Genomic DNA, 20,491 nt, shown 5'->3' with positions numbered 1-20,491 from the left:
GTGTGGGGGCCGGCCGGGGCCCCGCGCATGAGTAGTTCTACGCGGAGCGCCCGGCCGGTACCGGTCAGGCCGTCACGAGTGAGAGTCCGTACCGCTGCAGGATCTCGTTCACCGGCTGGAACCACGTGTGCCCGCCGGTGCTGCAGTTGCCCGTCGTCCCCGAGGTGACGCCCTGCGCCTGGTCACCGGAGATGAACGAGCCACCCGAGTCGCCGGGCTCCGCGCACACCGTGGTCTTCGTCAGCTGGAACACCGTGCCCTGCTGGTAGTTCACGGTCTCGTTGAGCGCTTCCACCACGCCGCAGTGCCAGTGCGTCGTCGAGCCCGAGCGGCAGATCGACGTGCCGGGGGCCGCGACCGCGGAACCGCGCACCAGCTGGTCGCTCACGGTGCCCCAGCCGAGCACGACCGGCGTGGTCCACCAGCCGTTGCCGATGGTGATGTAGGAGTAGTCGTCGCCGGGGAAGGACGAGCCTGCGAACGAACCCATGGCCGAGCCGTCCCAGCCGGTCACCGACGCGCCCGGCTGCCCGCAGTGCCCGGCGCTGACGAACCCGCCCCGCACCGAGAACCCGATGGAACACCGGACGTTGCCGTTGATGTAGTAAGGATCGCCGCCGACGGTGCCGGCCGCGACGGTTTGCGGACGTGCCGCCGTTTCCACCGTCACGGGCACCCCGGTCTGCCGCGCCCGCGCGAGGAACGCGTCGACGTCGGCCCCCTGCGCGCCGGGCTGCACCGCCACGACGAGGTTGCCGTGACGGGGATCCGTGCGCCAGCTGGTCACCGACGCCGGTGCGGCCTGCGCCCGCACCGAGTCGTCGAGCTTGGCCTTCGCGGCGTCCAGGCTCGCCGCGCTGACCTTGGCGGGCACCGTCACGGCACCCGTCCGCTCGACGGCGGGGGCCGCGGCGGGGTCGGTCACCCCGACGACGAGCTTGCCCCGCGCCGCGTCGAACCACGCGCCGGCGAAGGCCGTGCCGGCGGCGCGTTCGGCGGCCGGCAGGGCTTCGGTCGCCGCCTTCTCCTGGGTCAACCTGGTCTGGACCTGTTCGGCGGTGAGGCCGAAGTCGCGCTGCAGAGCCGAAATCAGGCCGGGAGCGGCCTGCGCGGCGGTGGCCGGGGTCAGTGCGGCGGTGGTGACACCGAGGACGAGAGCTGCCGCACCACCGAGTGCGATCGCGATTCGTCGGCGCAAGGGGATACACCTCCTGGGGGGACCGGAAAAAACACACCGTGCGGGCAGTGTGCGAGCGATCGCCGTCAGTGGTCTAGACTTTTCCGCCGCTCTGTCCGATTCCTGTCCGGCGCTGCTCCGTTCGGCTCCCTCCGAAGGTTCCGTCCCGGCGAACGGGATACTGTCGGCGTGGACGAGGAATTCCGCCGGCGGCTGGCCGGGTTGTTCGAGCGGGGCGCGGCACAGGACGCGGCCGAGCCGGACCGGCTGCGGCGCCTGCGCAACCTCGAACCGGCGACGGCCGAGCTGCTCACGCTCGTGCTGCGGATCGCGGGGGCGAGGGAGGTCGTCGAAATCGGGACGTCGAACGGCTACTCGGCGATGTGGCTCGCCGACGCCGCCCGCGACACGGGTGGCCGCGTGACGACCGTGGACGTGGCGGAGTGGCCCGGCGTGGCCGAGAACCTGGCGGGTCTGGGCGTGACGCGGGTGATCGAGGACGGCGGCGCGTACCTGGCGCGGCGGGAAAGCGCTTCCGTGGACCTGCTCTTCCTCGACGCCGAGCGCACCCGGTACGCGGGCTGGTGGCCTCACCCCGCACGGGTCCTGCGGCCGGGCGGCGTCCTCGCGATCGACAACGTCCTGTCCCACCCCGCGGAGGTGGCCGACGTGCTGGCGCTCATCGCCGTCGATTCAGCGTTCGTCGCCGCGACCGTGCCCGTCGGCAAGGGCCTGCACCTCGGCTGGCGCCGCTGACGCGGGAAGGCTGGGGGTGCTTCCGCCGCGCCGGGCTGGAGTGGGGCGGCAGCTGGCTTGGCGCCGCTGACGCGGGAAGGCTCAGCGGGGTGGGTGGAGGAGGTCGTCCAGACCACCGCGCACGTCGGCGGTGACGAGGGCTTCCGCGGTTTCCGCGTCGCCCGCCCGGAGGGCTCGGACGAGTGCGCGGTGGCCGGAGTAGCGGTCGAGCCCGAAGGTCGGGTCGTGGGCGATGCGTTCGAGGCGGCGGGCCCGGCTTTCGGCGCGGGAGAACACCCTGGCCTGGTCCAGCAGGCGGGTCAGCACGGGGTTTCCCGCGCACGCCTCCAGCGCGTCGTTGAACCGCTGCATGGTGTCCATCAGCTGGTCGAGGTGCCGCTGCGGGTGCTGTCCCGCCTGCTTCCGCTGGACGATCAGGATCAGCAGGTCGTCGGCCTCGTCCAGGATCGCGTCGAGGCTGTCGAGCTGCTCCGGCGTTGCGCGGCGGGCGGCGAACCGCGCGACCATGCCACGTAGGCCCACCTCCACTTCGGCGAGGTCCTCCAGCGCCGCGTCGCCCATCTCGGAGACCATGACCGTGCGCGGGCCCTTGCGCACCAGGAGACCGTCCTGTTCCAGACGGCGGATCGCCTCGCGGACCGGCGTCGGACTGACCGACAGCTGTGCGGCCAGGCCGCGCTCGGTGACCTTCTCCCCGCTGCGCAGGCCTCCCGTCGCGATGGCGTCACGGATGGCCTTGTACGCGCGATCGGCGAGCGTGTCGCTCTTCAGCGTCGCGAGAAGATCCTCGGTCACACGCTCATCGTACCGCTCCCCGCCGGTTTGCTATAGCATCCGCCGGATCTGGTCCGCGTCCGGAGCGGGCGCGGGCAGTGGGTGCGTCGCGCCGGCGTGCAGCCCGGCCCGCCGCGCGCGCTCGAACAAGGGGACCGACTTGCCGAGTTCGGCCTCGCACTTCGCGGTCAGCTCGGGCCTGCCCGCGAGCTGCCTGCTGACGACGTCGCGGAAAGCCGGGTCCCCGGCCTGCTGCTCGCACAGCACGGTCACGTAGGTGACCAGCGAGCCCCACGGATCGGCGAGCGCCTCCGCACGGCTCAGCGCCTCGCCCATCCGCTCGGCGACCAGCGCGGGCATCACCGCGTCGATCAGCGCCTCCCGGCCGCCGAACCGGTTGTAGAGCGTCCCGGCGCTGACGCCCGCCCGCTGCGCGATCTCCTCCAGCGGTACCCCCAGGCCCTTCTCCCGGAACACCTCGGTCGCGGCCTTCGGCCGGGAGGGGTTCCGGGTCGCCCTCGTCGCCCGCAACCGCGACCGGCTCACGGCACTGGCCGGTGAGAGATCCCCGCGCTGGCCGGCGCGATCCGGGACCGCTTCGGCAGGATCGAGGTGGTGTCCTGCGCGCCGCTGAACACAGCGGACTTCCAGTCCGCCGCCGACTTGACCCCGGGGGCCGCGCAACTGGGGGAGATGCGCGAACGCGGCGAGGGCGGCATCCTCATCAGCCAGAGCTCTCCGCGCGCGGCGACGCTGCAGATCCGCGCCCTGATCACTGACAGCACGATCCACGCGCGGTCCTGTCCGGCACCATCCCCTGGGAGCTGCGCCCCCGTCACGTGGCTCGTGTTCGTCCTTTGTGGACGTCCGGCTCGGTTGCCGTGGCCCGCGCTCCCGCCAGGACGAAGTCGACGATGCGTTGCGCGTCCGCGCGTTCGAACGGTGTCCGGCCCCTGGTGAGGTGCAGGTGCACCGGTCCGGACAGCATCTGGTTGATGAAGACCGCGTCGACCCGCGGGATCTCGCCGCGTGCGGTGGCCCGGTCGAGCAGTGCCTGTACTTCGGGGAGCCGGTTGTCCAGCAGCTGCAGGCCCAGTTCGCGGATGACCGGCTCGTCGCCCGAGTGCATGGCCGCCTGCAGCAGTGCCCGTCCGACCGTGGACTGTCCGGTGCGGGCCATCGTGCAGAGGTAGTCGGTGAGGTCCGCGACGAGGTTTCCGGTGTCCCGCAACGGGATCGACTCGCTCGCGAACTCGGCGAGGGCGTCGCGCAGCAGGTCGTTGCGCGACGGCCAGTTGCGGTGGAGCGTCACCCTGTTCACCCCGGCGGTCCGGGCGATCTCCTCGTAGTTCAGGTGTTCCGTGCCGTGCTTCGCCACGAGTTCGATCGTCGCGCGGAGGATGCGCTGCCGCACGGCCGCGGTGCGGCCGCCGGGACGTGCTCGTTTTGGCTGCTCCGCCATCGTCGGGTCGCTCTCCAGTCGGTGCGGTACGGATCCGCCCTGACGATACCGGGTTGACTCCCCGCAGCCTTAATGCAAGACTCGTGTTGCTTTAAGGAGTTCGACGATGAAGGAGCTGCCCATGTCCCGAGAGGATCTGGCCGCGCGGTGGCCGGGATACGTGCCACCGCCGTCCCTGGAGGAGTACGCGAAGAAGTACGAAGACTCCTTCGTCATGCGACGGCGTGACGGCATCCTCGAGTTGCGGATGCACACCGACGGCGGCACTTACGTCCACAACTGGGCCGCCCACAACGCGTGGAACCGGGTGTGGCAGGACGTCGGGAACGATCCGGACAACGAGGTGCTCATCCTGACCGGCACCGGCGACCGGTGGTTCAGCGGCGCGCCGCGCGACGTGTGGCAGAAGCCGCTGTACGAGGAGGACCCCGACTACATCTACCAGCAGTTCTACGACGGCACCAAGCTGATCGAGAACTTCGTGACGGCGCTGGAGATCCCCACCATCGCCGCCATCAACGGGCCCGGCGTCCACACGGAGTTCGCCCTGCTGTGCGACATCACCCTCGCGACGGAGGACGCGGACCTCATGGATCCGCACTTCCTCGCCGGTACGGCCCCGGGTGACGGGCTGGGGCTGGCCCTGCAGGCGTTGATGGGGACGAAACGCGCCGCCCACCACATCTACACAGGACAGTCGATCCCGGCGCGGAAGGCGCTCGAGTTCGGGCTCGTCAACGAGGTCGTGCCGCACGACTCGCTCCTGGCGAGGGCCTGGGAGCTGGCCGAGATGATCATGGAGCGACCGCGCTACGCCCGGCGCATGACCCACTCGATCCTCTCGCGACCGTGGAAGAAGCTCGTCAGCGAGGACCTGGGCTTCCACGTCTCGCACCAGGGCCTGAGCATGCTGGGCGGCAAGAAACAGGGGATGGCCGCGAAAACCGTCGAAGAGGGCAACCAACGCAAGGCCTGGTGAGGTCCCATGGTACGCACGGTCGTACGCAACGGCCGCGTCTTCGACGGCACCGGCTCGGCCCCGGCGGAAGCCGACGTGACGTTCGAGGACGGCAGGATCGTCGAAGTCGGCAGTGGGCTCGACGGGGATGTCGCGATCGACGCGGCCGGCACGTCGGTCATCCCCGGCATGTTCGACTGCCACGTGCACGTCACGGTGAGCGGGACGGGCGTGTTCAGCACGGCGGCTCGTCCGTTCTCCTACCAGTTCTACGAAGCCGCCCGGAACCTGTCCGGCACGCTCGACTGCGGGATCACGACCGTGCGCGACGCGTGCGGTGCGGACCTGGGCATGGTGCGGGCCATCGAGAACGGGCTGATCGACGGCCCGTGGATGCAGATCTCCATCACCGCGTTGTCCCAGACCGGCGGTCACTGCGACAGCTGGCTGCCGTCGGGTCTCCACCTGACCCCGTTGCTGCCCCACCCGGGCCGGCCGGATGGTGTCGTCGACGGACCGGACGCGGTGCGCCAGAGGGCGCGCGAAATCATCCGGGCCGGCGCGGACGTGCTCAAGATCTGCACGACCGGCGGGGTCATGTCCCACACGGACAGTCCGGAGCACTCGCAGTTCCAGGACGACGAGATCGCCGTGGTCGTGGCCGAGGCCGAAGCCGTGGGGCTCCCGGTGATGGCACACGCACACGGGGCCAAGGGCATCAAGGCGGCAGTGCGCGCCGGGGTGCGGTCCATCGAACACGGGATCTTCCTCGACGAGGAGGCCATCGACCTGATGGTCGAACGCGGAACGTGGCTGGTGCCGACGCTGGCCGCGCCGCGCGCGATCGTGAGTGCCGGGGCGTCGGGCGCCGGTGTGTCGGCGAGCACCCTGGAGTACGCGGAGGAGATAGTCGAGATCCACCGGGACGCGATGACGCGTGCGGTGGATGCGGGTGTCAAGATCGCGATGGGGACCGACAGCGGCGTCTTCCCGCACGGAGCCAATCTGAGCGAGCTGGCGCTGATGGTGGAGGGAGGGCTCAGTCCGGCCGGCGCGCTCGTGGCCGCCACCTCGTCGGCCGCGGCACTGCTGGGCGTGGATGCCGAACTCGGCACCCTCACCCCCGGCAAACGGGCCGACCTCGTCCTCGTCGACGGGGACGCGCTGGAATTCGCAGAGCTGAAGCAGCGGGTTCGAGCGGTTTTCAAGGACGGCGTCAAGGTCCGCTGAGGCTGCTCCCTCAGGGACCGATCCGCCGGGGCAGGTGGGCGGCGAGGTACTTGATCAGCTCGCTGACGCGCCGGGGCACGTGCACGTCGTCGGACAGGAGCGCGTAGATGTCGGCCGGCGGAGTCGGGACGCCGGGCAGCACCCGCACCAGCGCGCCGCTGTCGAGGTGGGACCGCACCTGCCACTCCGACCGCATGATCACCCCGCGGCCCTGGAGCGCCCAGTCGGTCACCACGTCGCCGTCGTTGCTCGACAGGCGCCCGCGCACCCGCACCTGACGCGGGTGGCGGGCGTCGCCGAAGCGCCACAGGTCGAAGTCGCCCTCGTTCTCGCGGAGCACGATGCAGTCGTGCTCCGCGAGGTCCTCGATCCGCTCCGGCATCCCGCGTTGCTCCACATAGGACGGTGCGGCGCACGGCACGCGACGGTTCTTCGCCAGCCGCCGCATCCGCAGCGTCGAGTCCGGCGGCAGCCCCACGTGCACGGCCAGGTCGAACTCGTGCCGGTGCGGGCGCAGGGGGAGTGCCGACGTGCGCAGCTGGATGCCGACCTGCGGGTGCCGCGCGGTGAACTCGCCCAGCAGCGGGGCGATGTGCGCGCGGCCGAGGCCGAGCGTGGACTGGACCACAATGGACCCCCGCAGCTCGCCGGAGCCGTGGGTGATCAGGTCCTCCAGCTCCCGGAGCCGGTCGAGGATCGCCTCCAGGTGGGACGCGTAGAGCTCACCCTCCGAAGTCAGCACGAGACGCCGCGTGCCGCGGTGCACCAGGCGCACGTCCAGCCGCTGTTCCAGGGCTTTCAGTCGTTTGCTCACCGCGGGGAGCGACCAGCCGAGCTCCCGGGCGGCGGCGGTGAGCGTCTCGTTGGACGCGACCACGTGGAAGAAGTGCAGGTCGTCCATCGAGTTCGTCACGACGTCACCCCGGCGCTGAGGGTTTCCATGGGAGAAAGGATAGGTTGCCGCCGAGCGTCTTGCCGCGGTACCCGGCGCGGACCACAGTGGAGCGCGGAACAGCTCCGGCGTCGAAGGAGATGGTGGTGTCGCGCCGTTATCGTGTCGCGGTCATCCCGGGGGATGGCATCGGTCGTGAAGTGGTCCCGGAGGGGCTGCGGTGCCTGCGGGCCGCCGCCGATCTCCACGGGTTCGAGCTGGAGACGGCCGAGTTCGGCTTCGCCAGCGCCGAGTACTGGGTCCGCCACGGGGAGATGCTGCCGCCGGACTGGCGGGACGTGCTCGGCGGTTTCGACGCGATCTTCTTCGGCGCGGTCGGCTGGCCCGAGGTGGTGCCCGACCACGTTTCCCTGTGGGGCAGCCTGCTGCGGTTCCGGCGCGGCTTCGACCAGTACGTCAACCTGCGGCCAGTCCGGCTGCTGCGCGGGGTGCGCAGCCCGCTGCGCGACCGCGAGCCCGGCGACATCGACTTCCTCGTCGTCCGCGAGAACACCGAGGGCGAGTACTCCAGCATCGGCGGCCGGATCTTCGACGGCACCGACCGCGAGACCGTGCTGCAGGAGACGGTGATGACCCGCACCGGCGTGGACCGGGTGCTGCGGTACGCGTTCGAACTCGCCGCCGCCCGCCCGCGCAGGCACCTGACGTGGGCGACCAAGAGCAACGGCATCTCCATCTCCATGCCGTACTGGGACGAGCGCGCCGAAGCGATGGCGCGGCAGTACCCGCAGGTGGCCGCGGACAAGGACCACATCGACATCCTCACCGCCAAGTTCGTGCTGCGGCCCGACTCCTACGACGTGGTCGTCGCGAGCAACCTGTTCGGCGACATCCTGTCCGACCTCGGCCCCGCGTGCGCCGGGACGATCGGGATCGCGCCGAGCGCCAACATCAACCCGGACCGCACGTGGCCGAGCCTGTTCGAGCCCGTGCACGGGTCGGCACCGGACATCGCCGGGCGCGGCATCGCCAACCCGGTCGGGCAGATCTGGAGCGGCGCCATGATGCTGGAGCACCTGGGGGAGACCACGGCGGCGGCGGGGATCGTGGCCGCGATCGAGAGCGTGCTCGACGAGCAGCCGGGCGTGCTCACCCCGGACCTCGGCGGTGCCGGGACGACCGAGGGCCTCGGCAAGGCCATCGCCACGGCGATCGGGGCGGCGTCGTGAACGCGCCCGTGCCCGACCCGGTGGGGCTCGAAGTACGGTGGGACCGGCTGGCCGCCGCCACCGACGAGGCGGCGTCGACCATGCTGCGCACCGCGTTCTCCACCATCATCCGCGAGTCGAACGACTACACCGTCGTCCTGATGGACCGCCAGGGCCGCACGATGGCCGAGTCCCGTGCGGGCATCCCGGGGTTCGCCGCGCTCATGAGCTCGCTGACCGCCGTGATCCTGGACCGGTTCCCGCACGAGGAGTGGCAGGACGGCGACTGCGTCATCACCAACGACCCGTGGATCGCCACCGGCCACCTGCCCGACATCGCCATGATCACCCCGGTCTTCCACCGCGGTGCGCTCGTCGCTTTCGCCGGTACCGCGGCGCATTCGCCCGACATCGGCGGCAGCCCGTCGATGGGGGCCACGGACCTGATGTCCGAGGGCCTGCTGATCCCGCCCGTGCGGCTGTACCGCGCGGGCCGGCTCGAACAGGGGGTCAAGGATCTGCTGCTGGCCAACGTCCGCCTCGCTGACGACCTGTGGGGTGACCTGGAGGCGCAGGCCGCCGCGCACGCCGTGTGCGGACGCCGGGCGCGGGAGTTCCTCGACGACTTCGGCGAAGCGGACTTCGAGGAGTTCGCGGCGCAGGTGCACGCGATGACCGACGCGGCGATGCGCGCGGCGATCCGCGAGCTGCCGGACGGGGTGTACCGGGCGGGCCTGGACGCCGACGGCGTCGAAGGCCATCCGACGCGCATCGAATGCGCGGTCACCGTGCGCGGCGACCGCATCGAGATCGACTACACGGGAACCTCGGGCCAGGTGCCGTTCTCCACGAACTCCACGCTGAACTACACCCGCGCGTACTCGATGTACCCGCTGAAGATCCTGCTGGACCCGGCGACGCGCACGAACTGGGGCTCCTACCGGGCCATCAGCGTGACGGCCCCCGAAGGCAGCATCGTCAACCCGCGGTTCCCCGCGCCCGTCGTCGCGCGCCACCTGACCGGGCACCTGCTCTCGTGTGCGATCTACCAGGCGCTCGCGCCGGTGCTGCCCGACCGGGTCATCGCCGACAGCGGGGGAGCGCCCGCGTTGCGGGTCCGCTTCGCCGGGGTCGACGACGCCGGGCGCCCGTTCGCCCAGATGCTCTTCGCCAACGGCGGTATGGGCGCGTCCAAGGAGAAGGACGGCCTGTCGGCCACGGCCTTCCCGACCAACTCCGGCAGCGGCAGTGTCGAGGCGATGGAGGTCGCTTCGCCGCTCCGGTTCGCACGCAAGGAACTCCGGGCCGGATCCGGCGGCCGCGGGCGGCGCCGCGGCGGGCTGGGGCAGGAGATCGAGGTGCACAACCCGACGAGCCGCCCGGTGCAGCTGGTGCTGCTCGGCGACCGCGAACGGCACCCCGCGCTCGGGCTCGCCGGCGGCGAACCCGGCGCCACCGCGCAGGTGGTGCTCGACAACGGCAAACGCGTGCCGCTGAAGTCGATCTCGCAGCTCGCGCCCGGTGCTTCCGTCGTGATCTCCTTCCCCGGCGGCGGGGGCTACGGCGCGCCGGAGGACCGCGAGCCGGAACTCGTGCTGGCCGACGAGATCGGTGGGTACGTCCGATGAAGCGCACCGTCCGCATCGGAGTGGACGTGGGCGGCACGTTCACCGACCTGCTGCTGCACGACCCGGCTCGCGGCCTGACCTGGCCCGGCAAGCTGCCCACCACCCCGGACGCCCCCAACGAGGCGATCACCGCCGGGATCACGCGGCTGCTGGCCGAAACCGGCACGCCCGCCGGGGCCGTCGCCGCGGTCGTGCACGGCACGACGCTGGTGACCAACACCCTGCTCGAACGCACTGGCGCGGTCGTGGGCCTGCTTACCACGAGCGGCTTCCGCGACACCCTGGAGATGGCCAGGGAGATCAGGTTCGACACCACCGATCTCCTGGCCCGTCCCGCCGAACCGCTCGTGCCCCGGCACCTGTGCCGCGGGGTGGGCGGCCGCATCGGCTCCGACGGCACCGAGCTGGAACCGCTGGACGAGGCGGGGGTGCTGGCGGAGGTGGCGGACCTGCTGGAGCGGGGCGTCGAGGCGGTGGCGGTGGCGTTCCTGCACTCCTACCGCGACGGCCGCCACGAACGACGCGTGCGGGAGCTGCTGGCGCGGGCCCACCCCGGGCTGCCGGTCACGCTGTCCAGCGCGGTCGCCCCCGTGCTCGGCGAGTACGAGCGCGCGAGCACCGCGTGCCTCAACGCCTACGTGCAGCCGTTGATGTCGCGGTACCTCGACGCGCTGCGGGACGACCTGCTGGCGATGGGGATCGACGCGCCGCTGCACATCGTGTTGTCTTCAGGCGGGATCACGACCGTGGAGGACGCGAAGGAGTTCCCCGTCCGCCTGCTCGAATCCGGGCCGGCGGCGGGCGCGATCGCGGCCGCGGCGGTGGCACGGCGCCTCGGCGAAAGCGACGTCCTCTCGTTCGACATGGGCGGCACGACGGCGAAGATCGCGGTCGTCAGCGGTGGGGAACCCCGCCGCAAGCACGATTTCGAAGCGGGCCGCGTCGACAAGTTCAAACCGGGCTCGGGGCTGCCGGTCCGGCTGACGGTCGTGGACATGATCGAGATCGGCTCGGGCGGCGGGTCGATCGCCGCGCCCGATCCGCTGGGCCTGCTCAAGGTCGGCCCGCGGAGCGCCGGTTCCGTGCCGGGGCCCGTCGCCTACGGCCGCGGCGGGGAACGGCCCACGGTGACGGACGCGGACCTCGTCCTCGGCTACCTCGACCCCGCCGCGTTCCTCGGCGGCGAGATGCGGCTGCGGACGGCGGAGGTGCACAAGGCGGTGGACCGGGACGTGGCGGAGCCGCTCGGGCTCGACCGGGTCGGTGCCGCGTCGGGGATCGTCGAGGTCGCGACCGCGAGCATGGCCGCCGCCGCCCGGATGCACCTGTCCGAGCAGGGCCGGGATCCCGCCGCCTTCGCGCTGGTGGCGTTCGGCGGGGCCGGCCCCGTGCACGCCTACGGTCTGGCGAAGCAGCTGAAGATCCGGCGGATCGTCGTGCCGATGCGGGCCGGGGTCATGTCGGCCTACGGCTTCCTCGTCGCCGCGCCGACGGTGGACCAGGCACGCAGCCTGCCCTCCGCACTGTCCGAAGTGGACGACGCGAGGGTCGCGGCCGCGTACGAGGAGATGGCCGCACAGGCCCTCGCGGTGCTGCGGCCCGAGAAGCCGGAGGAGGTGCGGTTCCGCCGCTCGGCCGACCTGCGCTACCTGGGGCAGGGGTCTGAGATCGAGGTCGCACTGCCGGACGGGGAGCTGGACCTCGACCACCTGCACGCCGCCTTCGAGCAGGCGTACCGCGCGACGTTCGGGCGTTCGCTCGGCGGCCCCGCGGAGGTCGTCAACTGGCGGCTTTCGGCCCAGCTGCCGGGGCACGACGTCTCCCTGGCGTGCGAACCGCTCGACGGCGATCCGCGGCGGGGCACGCGTGAGGTGTGGATCCCCGGGCACGGCTGGCTGCGGGCCACAGTCTGGGACCGGTACCGGCTGCGACCGGGCACGGAGATCACCGGGCCCGCGGTCTTCGAGGAGCGCGAGTCCTCGTGCTGCTTCGGGCCCGAGTGCCGGATCCGTGTCGACGACGACCTGACGCTCCTGGTCGAGTTCGAATCTGCCATGGCATAGCTAATTGCAATCTATGAGTCTTTTGCTATAGCGTAAGCGCCACCCTCGGCGGTGGCGGGAGGAAAGGTTGCGCCAATGACGACAGCGACCGTTCAGCGCGTCCGCACGGGGCGGATCACGTTCTTCGTGGCACTGGCGGTGTTCGCCCAGGAGTCGACCTGGAACCTCTACGAGTCCCAGGTCCCGCCGCTGCTGCGGCAGCACCTCACCAGCGCCGCGCTCATCGGCCTGCTGATGGGCATGGACAACCTGCTCGGCATCTTCGTGCAGCCGTGGATGGGCAACCGGTCGGACAACACCCGGACGTCGTGGGGCCGCCGGATGCCCTACCTCGTCGTGGGGATGCCGGTGGCGGCGCTGCTGTTCCTCGTCATCCCGCACGTGGCGGCGTCGCTGCCGCTGCTGGTGGCGGTGATGTTCGCCTACGCGCTGATCGCGAACTCGTTCAAGCCGATCGCCGAAGCGCTGCTGCCGGACTTCATCGCGCCCGAACGGCGGAGCCGGGCCAACGCGGCGGTCAAGATCGCGTCGAGCGTCACGGCGATCGTGGCGGCGCTGATCAGCATCCTCCTGATCGACGACCACCCGGGGCTGTCGTTCGCCATCCCGTCGATCCTGATGGTGGTGTCCGTGCTCGTGCTCGCGCTGAAGGTGCGGGACAGCCGGTCCCCGGCCTACCAGGCGGCGCTGGCCGAGGACCGCGAGCAGCACGCCGAGTCGCGGGTGCGCGTCCGCGTGCGGGACATCGTGCCCGACATCATCAAGGACTCCGACCGGAGCAGGCTGCTGCTCATCCTGTCCATCCTGTTCTTCGGCGGCGCGTGGGCCGCCTCGCGGTCGCTCATCACGCCCTACGGCATGGAGGCGCTGGGCATGTCCGCGGGGGAGGCGGGCGGGCTGACGCTGCCCAGCGGCGTGGCCTTCATCGTCGCCGCCTACCCGGTCGCGATGCTCGCGGAACGCTTCGGCCGGCTCCGCGTGATGATGATCGGGATGGCGGCGTTCGCGGCGGCCATGGTGCTGGGCACGGTGATCCGGACCCCCACCGGCGCCATGGTCGCGCTGTGCCTCGCGGCCGCCTCCGCGTCCGCGTTCCTGGTCAACGCGGTCGTCGTGCTGTGGAACCTCGCCCCGTCGGACCGCGTCGTCGGGACCTACACCGGGCTGTACACCGTGGGCTGGGCGAGCGGCGGGTTCCTCGGGCCCGCACTGGTCGGCGCGATGGTCGACGTGACCGGCTGGCCCCTGATGCTGCTGGACGTCGCGATCGTCGCGCTCGTAGCGGTGCTCGGCGTCGCCCGGGTCAGCGCGCTGCAGCGCCGGTCCGCCACCGGCCGGGCGCTTTGAGGGAGAGGAAGACGTGCCCCGCGTTCTCATCACCACGGACTACCTGCGCCCCGGCGACGAGGTCGACCGGCTGCTGCGACGGGCAGGCCTGGACACCGTCCACAAGCCCCCGAGCGGGCGCCGCGACCCCGAACAGCTCGAGGCGGCGCTGGACGGGATCGACGCCGCGCTGGTGGGCCACGACCCCTTCACGGCCGACGTCCTCGCCCGCGCGCCGCGGCTGCGCGCCATCGTGCGCACCGGCGTCGGGTACGACTCGATCGACACCGTCGCCGCGGCGAAGCTGGGCATCAGCGTGAGCAACCTGCCCGGTGTCAACGCCAACGCCGTCGCCGAGTACACGATGGGCCTGTTGCTCGCCGGGGCGCGGCGGCTGGTGCAGTCCGCGCAGGGCGTGGCGAACGGGATCTGGCCCCGCGAGGACGGGCACGAACTGCGGGGCGCGACGCTCGGCCTCATCGGCTACGGCGCGGCGGCGCGGGCGGTGGTGCCGTTGGCACGAGCCTTCGGGATGCACATGGTCTGTACCACCTCCGTGCCGCCGGAGCTGCGGGACAGCGCCGAGGTGCGGTTCGTGGAGTTGCCGGAACTGCTGGCCGTTTCCGACTACGTCTCCGTCCACACGTCGCTCACGGACCGGACGAGGGGCCTGCTGGACGAAAGCGCTTTCAAGCAGATGAAGCCGACCGCGCTGCTCGTCAACACCGCGCGCGGGGCCATCGTCGACGAGGACGCGCTCGCCGCCGCGGTGCGGTCGGGCGAGATCGCGGGTGCCGCGCTCGACGTCGCGCGCGAGGAGCCGTTGCCGCCCGGCAGCCCGCTCCGGGGCGTGGACGGCATCGTCGTCTACTCGCACCTGGCGGGCCAGACCGCCGAAGCCCGTGCCACGGCGGGACTCCAGGGCGCGGAGGAACTGCTGGCAGCACTCGCGGGCCGTCCCCGGTTCGCGGTGAACGCCGACCTGATCGCCGAGGGAAAGAAATGAGGACCATGGACAACGAACCGGTGGAGTCCGTCCGCGTGCTGACGCCGAGCGGCATGCTCGGCGCGGGCTGGGACCACGCGACGGTCGAGCGCGGCATCGCGCTGGGCGCCGACGTGATCAGCATCGACGGCGGGTCCACGGACTCCGGCCCCCACTACCTCGGGTCGGCGTCCCCCAAGACGACCGCCAAGGCGGTGAAGCGCGACCTGCGCAGCGCGCTGACGGCGGCCGCGGCGGCCGGCATCCCCGTGATCGTGGGGTCCTGCGGCACGAGCGGGACCGACAGCGGTGTCGACTGGGTGGCCGGCATCGTCGCGGAGGTGATGGCGGAGGCGGGGCTGGACCTCAAGGTCGCGCGGATCTACAGCGAGCAGAACTCGGCCGTGCTGAAGGAATACCTCGACTCCGGCCGCGTGCACCCGTTGCCGCCGTTGGGGGAGCTGCGGGCGGAGACGCTGGAAAGCTGCACCCACATCGTCGGCGCGATGGGGCACGAGCCGATCGTCGAGGCACTCCGCGCGGGTGCGCAGGTCGTGCTCGCGGGCCGCGCCACCGACACCGCGCTGGCGGCCGCGTACCCGCTGATGAAGGGGATGCCGCCGGGGCCCACGTGGCACGCCGCGAAGATCGTCGAGTGCGGTGGGCAGTGCACCACCAACCCGCGCGCGGGCGGGGTGCTGGCGACCATCGACGCCGACGGGTTCACCATCGAGCCGTTGGACCCGGCGGTGTCCTGCACGCCGACCACCGTGGCCGCACACATGCTGTACGAGACGGTGAACCCGTTCGAAATGCGGGAACCCGATGGCACCCTCGACGTCCGCGACGCGCGCTACACGGCGGTCGACGACCGGATCGTGCGGGTCGAGGGCTCGAAGTTCCACGCGGCCGACCAGTACACGATCAAGCTGGAAGGCGCCCGGATCACCGGCTACGAAACGATGTCGTTCTCCGCGATCCGGGACCCGCTCATCCTCGCCGACCTCGACGCGTGGGCGGAGCTGATGCACACGATCCTCCGGCAGCGCGTGAGCCAGACGCTGGGGCTGGCCGACGACGAGTACGCCTTCGACCTCCGCCTCTACGGGTACAACGCGGTGCTGGACGAGCTGGAACCCGAAAGCGGGCCGCCGCGCGAGGTCGGCGTGATGCTGCTCGTGAACGCGCCCGACCAGGCGACCGCGACGGCCGTCGCGAAGGTCGCCAACCCGTTGATGCTGCACCTGCCCGCGCCCGGGATGGACTATCTGCCGAGCCTGGCGTTCGCGTCGTCACCCGCCGAGGTCGAGCGCGGCGCGGCCTACGAGTTCGTGCTGAACCACGTCGTGGACTGCGACAACCCCACCGAACTGTTCCGGATCGAGATGGAGAGCACCGGTGCCTGAGACCACCCTCGCGGACCTCGCCCACGAGGTCCGTTCGAAAAACGCCGGGCCGTTCTGGGTCACGATGGAGGTGTTCCTGCGTGACGAGGAGGGGTACCGGATCGCGGCGGACGAGTCCTTTTTGAACGAACGCGTGGTCGCGGACCTCTACCGCGTCGACGCGGATTCGGTGCAGCTGTTCCGGATCCCGTCGCTCAACGTCGTGAAGATCTCCTTCCCGCGTCCGGTGAGCCAGGGTTCGCTGCGGGACCGCGACGTGCACGCGGGCCAGCACCACGTGCCCCTGGCGCGCCTGTCCGTGCCCGGCCGAGCCGGGGGAGAAGCCTCGTGATCCGCGTCGCCGACCTGCCCGCCACCCACCCCGGCCGGCGGTTGCTGACCAAGCGTTCGCCGTTCTTCGTGGCGCCACGGGATCCGCGGTGCAGCTACAGCGTCTACGTCCCGACGAGCTGGACCCCGGACAGCGAGCTGCCCGTGCTGGTGGCGGTGCACGGCACGGGCCGCAGCGTGGGGGAGCTGCGTGAGGGGTTCATCCCGTTCGCGGAAGAGCACGGCGTCATCGTCGTGGTCCCGCTGTTCCCGGTCGGCCTCAACGGCCCCGACGACGTGGACAACTACAAGACGATCGACTCCGGCGGCGTCCGGTTCGACCTGGTTGTGCTGGACATCCTGGAGGAGGTCCGGCACCGGTGGCACGCGCGGACCGACCGCGTGCTGCTGTGCGGGCACTCCGGGGGCGGCCAGTTCGCGAACCGCTTCCTCTTCCTCCACCCGGACCGGGTCATCGCCGTCGCCGTGGGCGCGCCGGGCAGCGTCACCGTCCTCGACGAGGCCCTCGACTGGCCAGAGGGCATCGCCGACACCGAGCGGCGGTTCGGGATTCCCGTCGATCCCGCCGCGGTTGCGCGGATCCCGGTCCTGCTGGTCGTCGGCTCCGAGGACGACGGCAGGGCCGACCTGGCCGCGATGGGCCGGGCCGGCCGCAGCCGCCCGGAGGAGCTCTCCCGCCTGCGTGAAAGCCTTGCGCAGCACGGATCCCCGGTCCGCATGGTCGTGGTGCCCGGCGTCGGGCACAGCGCGCCGGGCACACGCGCGCCGGTGGTGGAGTTTCTCACCACTCAGCTGGCGGAAGCGGGTGTTGCTCCCAGCGTGGATCAGGAAAGCCTGGTGTCGGCCTCGGAGATGCCGAACGCGTAACGGGGGGCCTGACGGCCGTGACGCGCCGCCTGCCGAGACCCGGCGCTGGCCAGCGCGCGATCCTCACCGCCGCTTCGCGACCGCCTCCCATGGGCTGGTCCAGTTCTCCACGCCATGCCCCGCGCTGATCGCCCTGCCGTACAAGGACTTCACCGCCTCGGGCAGCGCCGCGTCCACCCCGAGGTCACGGGACGTCCCCACGATGTGCGCCGCCGTCGCGCCCATCATCGTCGCCGTGCTGAGGTAGCCGGGGTAGCGTGACCTCCTTGCGAACGGCGCGAGCCGCGCCGGGTCGGTGCCCCCGGCGTCCAGCAGGGCGAACGCCTGCAGGTACGCGCAAAGCGCGGTGAGGAAAATCGTCAACTGCGCCCGGTAGAACAGCTGCGCCAGCGCGTGGTCGCGCCCAGGTACTCCGGCCTGCCGAGGTGCCGCAGCACCGCTCGTGGACCTCGAAAGCCTCCCTCGGTCCACTGTAGAACACCCCGCACTCGGCGAGCCACGCGGCGGCCTCCCGTGTCCGCGCCGGGGTGTCCGAACTCAGGTTGACGACGACACGTCCGGCCAGCGCATCACGGGCGTCGCGGAGGACGTCGTACATCGCCTGTTAGTCGATGAGGCAACCGCGACGCGGCGCGGATCGCGGGCTGCGAGAACTGCCGCCGCGAGTTCCTGGGCGCCTGTGCGAAGGCGGGCTTCGTCCCGTCCATCGCCTGCACCGGCGACGACCCCATCGTGCAGCAGGCGCTCGTCGCGGCCGGCATGGGCGTGACCACGATGGCGGGGCTCGCCCTGCGCACCCACCGCACGCCGGGGATCGAAGCCAGCGAGGTGGGGGAGTTCCGGCGGCACGTCTACCTGGCCGCCCACGGCGAGCCGCCGGACCCGCCCGCGACCACGGCGTTCGTCACCGCGTTGCTCGGCGCCGTGGCGGAAATCCGGCCCGACGGACTCACCGGCCGCCCGCTGAGACGAACCCCGCGTCCTCGTGCTCCCGCACGGCGAACGAGGCACGCAGGCCCGCCGGCGACAGCAGGGCCGCGGGACTGGCGGGAACGGTGCCCGGCGTCTCGACGGCGATGGCGTAGCGCCGCGCCAGCCACGACGTGACGAGCGTCAGCTGCAGCATGCCCAGGTGGGTACCGAGACACGTCCGAGGCCCGGCGCCGAAAGGGAAGTACGCGTGGCGTGCGTGGGGCGCCTTCTCGCCGAGCCAGCGCCCGGGATCGATCTTCTCCGGCTCGTCCCACCACCGCGGATCGCGGTGGATGAGGTAGGGGCAGAACATGATCTGCCGTCCCGGCGCCAGCGTCCACGAGCCGACCCGAACTTCCTCCCGCACCGTCCGCCCCATCAGCCAGGTCGGCGTGTACGCGCGCAGGATCTCCTTCACCAACGCTTCCGTGTAAGGGAGTTCCGCCAGTTCCGGCGGGGTTTCCCGCCCGTCCCACGCGGTCGCCTCGTCCTGGACGCGGGCCTGGATGTCCGGGCGGAAGGACAGCTCGCGCACGATCCAGGCGAGCGTCGTGCCGGGCACGCCGTAGGAAGCCAGCAACGTCACCCTGAGCACTTCTTCGATCTGGTGCTGGGTGAGTTCGGGGTCGCGGGCGGCCAGCAGGACGTCGAGCAGGTCGCGGGGCGACTCGGGGGCGGGGCGGGCGCGGCGCCGGTCGACGATCCCGCCGATCGCGGCCATCGTCCTGCGGCGGGCGGCGGCGAAACGCCGGTTCCTCGCCGCGGGCATCCACCGGGGCAGCACGCGTGCCGCCGACATGATGGGGATCGCGGCCGCCACCTGGGCTTCGATGGTCTCGACCAGTTCGCTGCCCTCGCCGCTGAAGCAGTAGTCCGCGACCATGCACCCGGAAACGCGGGCCATCAGCGGCTGCACGTCGACCGTCTGCGAACCGGCCCGGCCGAGCTGCTCGTCGAGCATGCCGATCATGCGTTCGGCGTGCGCGGTGGCGACCCTGCGGTTGAAACCCCGCGATCCCTTGCGGCGGGCGGCCATCCACACCGCGGCGCGCTCCGCGGCCTCGTCGAGGTCGTCCCCTCCGGCGAACAGCGTGCCCTCCGCGAGGTACTCCGCGTTGGTCTTGCCGAGGATCTCGTGCACCGTCGCCGGATCGCTGACGACCACCGTGTTCCCGTCGAAGGAACAGAAATCGCCGTACTCCTCTTGGCAGCGCCGGAGGAACCCGAGCCGGTCGGCTTCGTAGCGGGGGAGGTTGCCCCGCAGCCGGTGTCCCCGCGGTCCCGGTGGTAGGTGCTCGGTCAACGCCGCCTCCTGTCCGAAGTGGATATACGGCCCGCGGCACGGGCCGGCCCACCGCACGGCGAGCCGGCCCGTGCCGGTCGGTCAGTGGTACCAGACGTAGCGGCCCGCCATCCGGCCCATACCGAAGATCCGTTTGGTCGCACGGGAGATGATTTTGCTCATCCTGCCTCCAATCGGTCGTTTTCCAACAACAGCAGCGTGAAAGCCGTGCGGGCCCGGGACAAGTACCCGTCCCCCGATTGCCGGGCAGGTCTGACTGAACGGCTCGGTGATCGTGTATGAAAAGGCAGGCGCGCGACGCCGGTCAGCCGAAGACCCGCCGCTGGATCTCGCGGCGGTAGTCCTCCAGGGTATTGTCGAGGTGGACCGCGGCGGCGTGTGCGGCGGCTTCCGGGTCACCGTCCCGGATCGCCTGGTAGATCGCGGCGTGCTCCTCGACCGCCTCGGCGGCGTGGCCGCCGACCGTGCCGTGGAGCCCGATGGTGCTGGACTGGTGCTGCAGCCGCCGCGCTTCCCGTACCGCGGCGAGCAGGAACTGGTTGTGGGACGCGGCCGCGATCCCGAGGTGGAACTCCTCGTCCCCGCGGTCGAACAGGGCCGCTTCGCCGGTGAGGTGTCCCTGGCGGCAGGTCTCCGCGGCCGCTTCGATCGCCCGCAGTTCGACGGGGGTGGCCCGCGTCGCCGCGAGGCGGCTGGCGGTCATCTCCTGCACCCGCCGGAACTCGAACAGCATGTAGACGTGGTCCAGGTCGGTCGGCAGGAAGAAGCCCGACCACCGCGCCGAGCCGAGCATCCCCTCGTCGTCGGCCACGTAGAGGCCCCGGCCCTTCTGCGCGCGGACGCGCCCGAGCGCGGACAGGATCTTGATCGCCTCCCGCACCACGGTCCGCGACGCGCCGAGGCGGGCGGCCAGCTCGTTCTCGGTCGGCATGCGGTCACCGGCGCGCAGGTCGAGCTCCGCGATGAGCCGGAGGATCTGCTCGGCCACCAGTTCGTAGCCGGGCCGGTAGGGGGCCGCCTGCCGGTTCTCGTCAGGGCCGGGACCGGCCGGAGCGGGCACGCCGTCCACCCACTCGCCTCCTTCGTCGTCGGACATCCCGAGAAACATACATCCCCGATACCGACGGCACAATGTGTATGACTTATTTTTCTCA

General features: G+C 71.5%; 19 protein-coding genes and 1 pseudogene. 12 read left to right on the top strand and 8 right to left on the bottom strand.

The window, feature by feature from the left end; genetic code table 11:
• Positions 1 to 64 precede the first annotated feature (64 nt).
• Positions 65 to 1,198, bottom strand: coding sequence for a S1 family peptidase (locus BMZ92_RS19310; protein ID WP_091509509.1), 1,134 nt, complete (start codon positions 1,196 to 1,198; stop codon positions 65 to 67).
• A 168-nt stretch (positions 1,199 to 1,366) separates the two neighbouring features.
• Here BMZ92_RS19310 and BMZ92_RS19305 point away from each other — a divergent pair, with 168 nt between their 5' ends.
• Positions 1,367 to 1,933: an O-methyltransferase gene (locus BMZ92_RS19305; RefSeq protein ID WP_091509507.1), complete on the top strand. Its 567-nt coding sequence runs from the start codon at positions 1,367 to 1,369 to the stop codon at positions 1,931 to 1,933.
• A gap of 81 nt (positions 1,934 to 2,014) precedes the next feature.
• Here BMZ92_RS19305 and BMZ92_RS19300 read toward each other — a convergent pair whose 3' ends face one another.
• The 3 genes from BMZ92_RS19300 to BMZ92_RS19285 form a co-directional block, all read right to left on the bottom strand.
• Positions 2,015 to 2,728: a GntR family transcriptional regulator gene (locus BMZ92_RS19300; RefSeq protein WP_091509505.1), complete on the bottom strand. Its 714-nt coding sequence runs from the start codon at positions 2,726 to 2,728 to the stop codon at positions 2,015 to 2,017.
• A gap of 30 nt (positions 2,729 to 2,758) precedes the next feature.
• On the bottom strand, positions 2,759 to 3,253 hold the full coding sequence (locus BMZ92_RS19295; RefSeq protein WP_091509503.1) for a TetR/AcrR family transcriptional regulator: 495 nt from the start codon (positions 3,251 to 3,253) through the stop codon (positions 2,759 to 2,761).
• Positions 3,254 to 3,542: 289 nt separating this feature from the next.
• Positions 3,543 to 4,169 (bottom strand): TetR/AcrR family transcriptional regulator, encoded by a 627-nt coding sequence (locus BMZ92_RS19285; RefSeq protein WP_091509499.1) that lies wholly within the window; start codon positions 4,167 to 4,169, stop codon positions 3,543 to 3,545.
• A gap of 121 nt (positions 4,170 to 4,290) precedes the next feature.
• Here BMZ92_RS19285 and BMZ92_RS19280 point away from each other — a divergent pair, with 121 nt between their 5' ends.
• Together BMZ92_RS19280 and BMZ92_RS19275 are read left to right on the top strand one after the other, a co-directional pair.
• Positions 4,291 to 5,148: an enoyl-CoA hydratase/isomerase family protein gene (locus BMZ92_RS19280; protein ID WP_218153499.1), complete on the top strand. Its 858-nt coding sequence runs from the start codon at positions 4,291 to 4,293 to the stop codon at positions 5,146 to 5,148.
• Positions 5,149 to 5,154: 6 nt separating this feature from the next.
• The gene (locus BMZ92_RS19275; RefSeq protein ID WP_091509495.1) at positions 5,155 to 6,357 is read left to right on the top strand and encodes a metal-dependent hydrolase family protein; all 1,203 of its coding nucleotides are present in this window, start codon (positions 5,155 to 5,157) and stop codon (positions 6,355 to 6,357) included.
• 10 nt (positions 6,358 to 6,367) lie between these two features.
• Here the strand turns inward: BMZ92_RS19275 and BMZ92_RS19270 are convergent, their stop codons facing one another.
• On the bottom strand, positions 6,368 to 7,270 hold the full coding sequence (locus BMZ92_RS19270) for a LysR family transcriptional regulator (RefSeq protein ID WP_245783138.1): 903 nt from the start codon (positions 7,268 to 7,270) through the stop codon (positions 6,368 to 6,370).
• Between the two features lie 125 nt (positions 7,271 to 7,395).
• Here BMZ92_RS19270 and BMZ92_RS19265 point away from each other — a divergent pair, with 125 nt between their 5' ends.
• The 8 genes from BMZ92_RS19265 (at position 7,396) to BMZ92_RS19230 (ending at position 17,062) form a co-directional block, all read left to right on the top strand.
• Complete coding sequence (locus BMZ92_RS19265; RefSeq protein WP_091509852.1) at positions 7,396 to 8,478, top strand: tartrate dehydrogenase; 1,083 nt, start codon at positions 7,396 to 7,398, stop codon at positions 8,476 to 8,478.
• Positions 8,475 to 10,085, top strand: coding sequence for a hydantoinase B/oxoprolinase family protein (locus tag BMZ92_RS19260; protein ID WP_091509493.1), 1,611 nt, complete (start codon positions 8,475 to 8,477; stop codon positions 10,083 to 10,085). The genes BMZ92_RS19265 and BMZ92_RS19260 overlap by 4 nt, the downstream gene beginning before the upstream one ends.
• A complete protein-coding gene (locus BMZ92_RS19255) occupies positions 10,082 to 12,148 on the top strand; it encodes a hydantoinase/oxoprolinase family protein (RefSeq protein WP_091509491.1) in 2,067 nt (688 codons plus the stop codon). The genes BMZ92_RS19260 and BMZ92_RS19255 overlap by 4 nt, the downstream gene beginning before the upstream one ends.
• Positions 12,149 to 12,223: 75 nt before the next feature.
• Positions 12,224 to 13,495, top strand: a complete 1,272-nt coding sequence (locus BMZ92_RS19250; RefSeq protein ID WP_091509490.1) for an MFS transporter — start codon at positions 12,224 to 12,226, stop codon at positions 13,493 to 13,495.
• Between the two features lie 13 nt (positions 13,496 to 13,508).
• A complete protein-coding gene (locus tag BMZ92_RS19245) occupies positions 13,509 to 14,480 on the top strand; it encodes a phosphoglycerate dehydrogenase (protein ID WP_091509487.1) in 972 nt (323 codons plus the stop codon).
• Between the two features lie 5 nt (positions 14,481 to 14,485).
• The gene (locus BMZ92_RS19240; RefSeq protein WP_177228773.1) at positions 14,486 to 15,865 is read left to right on the top strand and encodes an acyclic terpene utilization AtuA family protein; all 1,380 of its coding nucleotides are present in this window, start codon (positions 14,486 to 14,488) and stop codon (positions 15,863 to 15,865) included.
• On the top strand, positions 15,858 to 16,196 hold the full coding sequence (locus tag BMZ92_RS19235) for a DUF4387 domain-containing protein (RefSeq protein ID WP_091509485.1): 339 nt from the start codon (positions 15,858 to 15,860) through the stop codon (positions 16,194 to 16,196). Before BMZ92_RS19240 ends, BMZ92_RS19235 begins: the two co-directional genes overlap by 8 nt.
• Positions 16,193 to 17,062: an alpha/beta hydrolase family protein gene (locus BMZ92_RS19230; RefSeq protein ID WP_091509483.1), complete on the top strand. Its 870-nt coding sequence runs from the start codon at positions 16,193 to 16,195 to the stop codon at positions 17,060 to 17,062. Before BMZ92_RS19235 ends, BMZ92_RS19230 begins: the two co-directional genes overlap by 4 nt.
• Positions 17,063 to 17,125: 63 nt before the next feature.
• Here BMZ92_RS19230 and BMZ92_RS37435 read toward each other — a convergent pair whose 3' ends face one another.
• Positions 17,126 to 17,425, bottom strand: a complete 300-nt coding sequence (locus tag BMZ92_RS37435; RefSeq protein WP_177228772.1) for an imine reductase family protein — start codon at positions 17,423 to 17,425, stop codon at positions 17,126 to 17,128.
• 273 nt (positions 17,426 to 17,698) lie between these two features.
• Between BMZ92_RS37435 and BMZ92_RS38835 the strand changes: the two are divergent.
• Positions 17,699 to 17,971, top strand: a pseudogene (locus BMZ92_RS38835) (LysR family transcriptional regulator substrate-binding protein); the annotation flags it as partial.
• Positions 17,972 to 18,011: 40 nt separating this feature from the next.
• Here BMZ92_RS38835 and BMZ92_RS37845 read toward each other — a convergent pair.
• Positions 18,012 to 19,337, bottom strand: a complete 1,326-nt coding sequence (locus BMZ92_RS37845) for a cytochrome P450 (RefSeq protein WP_218153498.1) — start codon at positions 19,335 to 19,337, stop codon at positions 18,012 to 18,014.
• A gap of 304 nt (positions 19,338 to 19,641) precedes the next feature.
• Positions 19,642 to 20,433, bottom strand: a complete 792-nt coding sequence (locus tag BMZ92_RS19210) for a FadR/GntR family transcriptional regulator (protein ID WP_177228771.1) — start codon at positions 20,431 to 20,433, stop codon at positions 19,642 to 19,644.
• Positions 20,434 to 20,491 lie beyond the last annotated feature (58 nt).

The organism is Amycolatopsis sacchari, assembly GCF_900114035.1.
Taxonomy (GTDB): Bacteria; Actinomycetota; Actinomycetes; order Mycobacteriales; family Pseudonocardiaceae; genus Amycolatopsis_E; species Amycolatopsis_E sacchari.
Note: the sequence above shows the minus strand (reverse complement) of the source record. Positions and strands in the feature narration are given on the sequence as shown.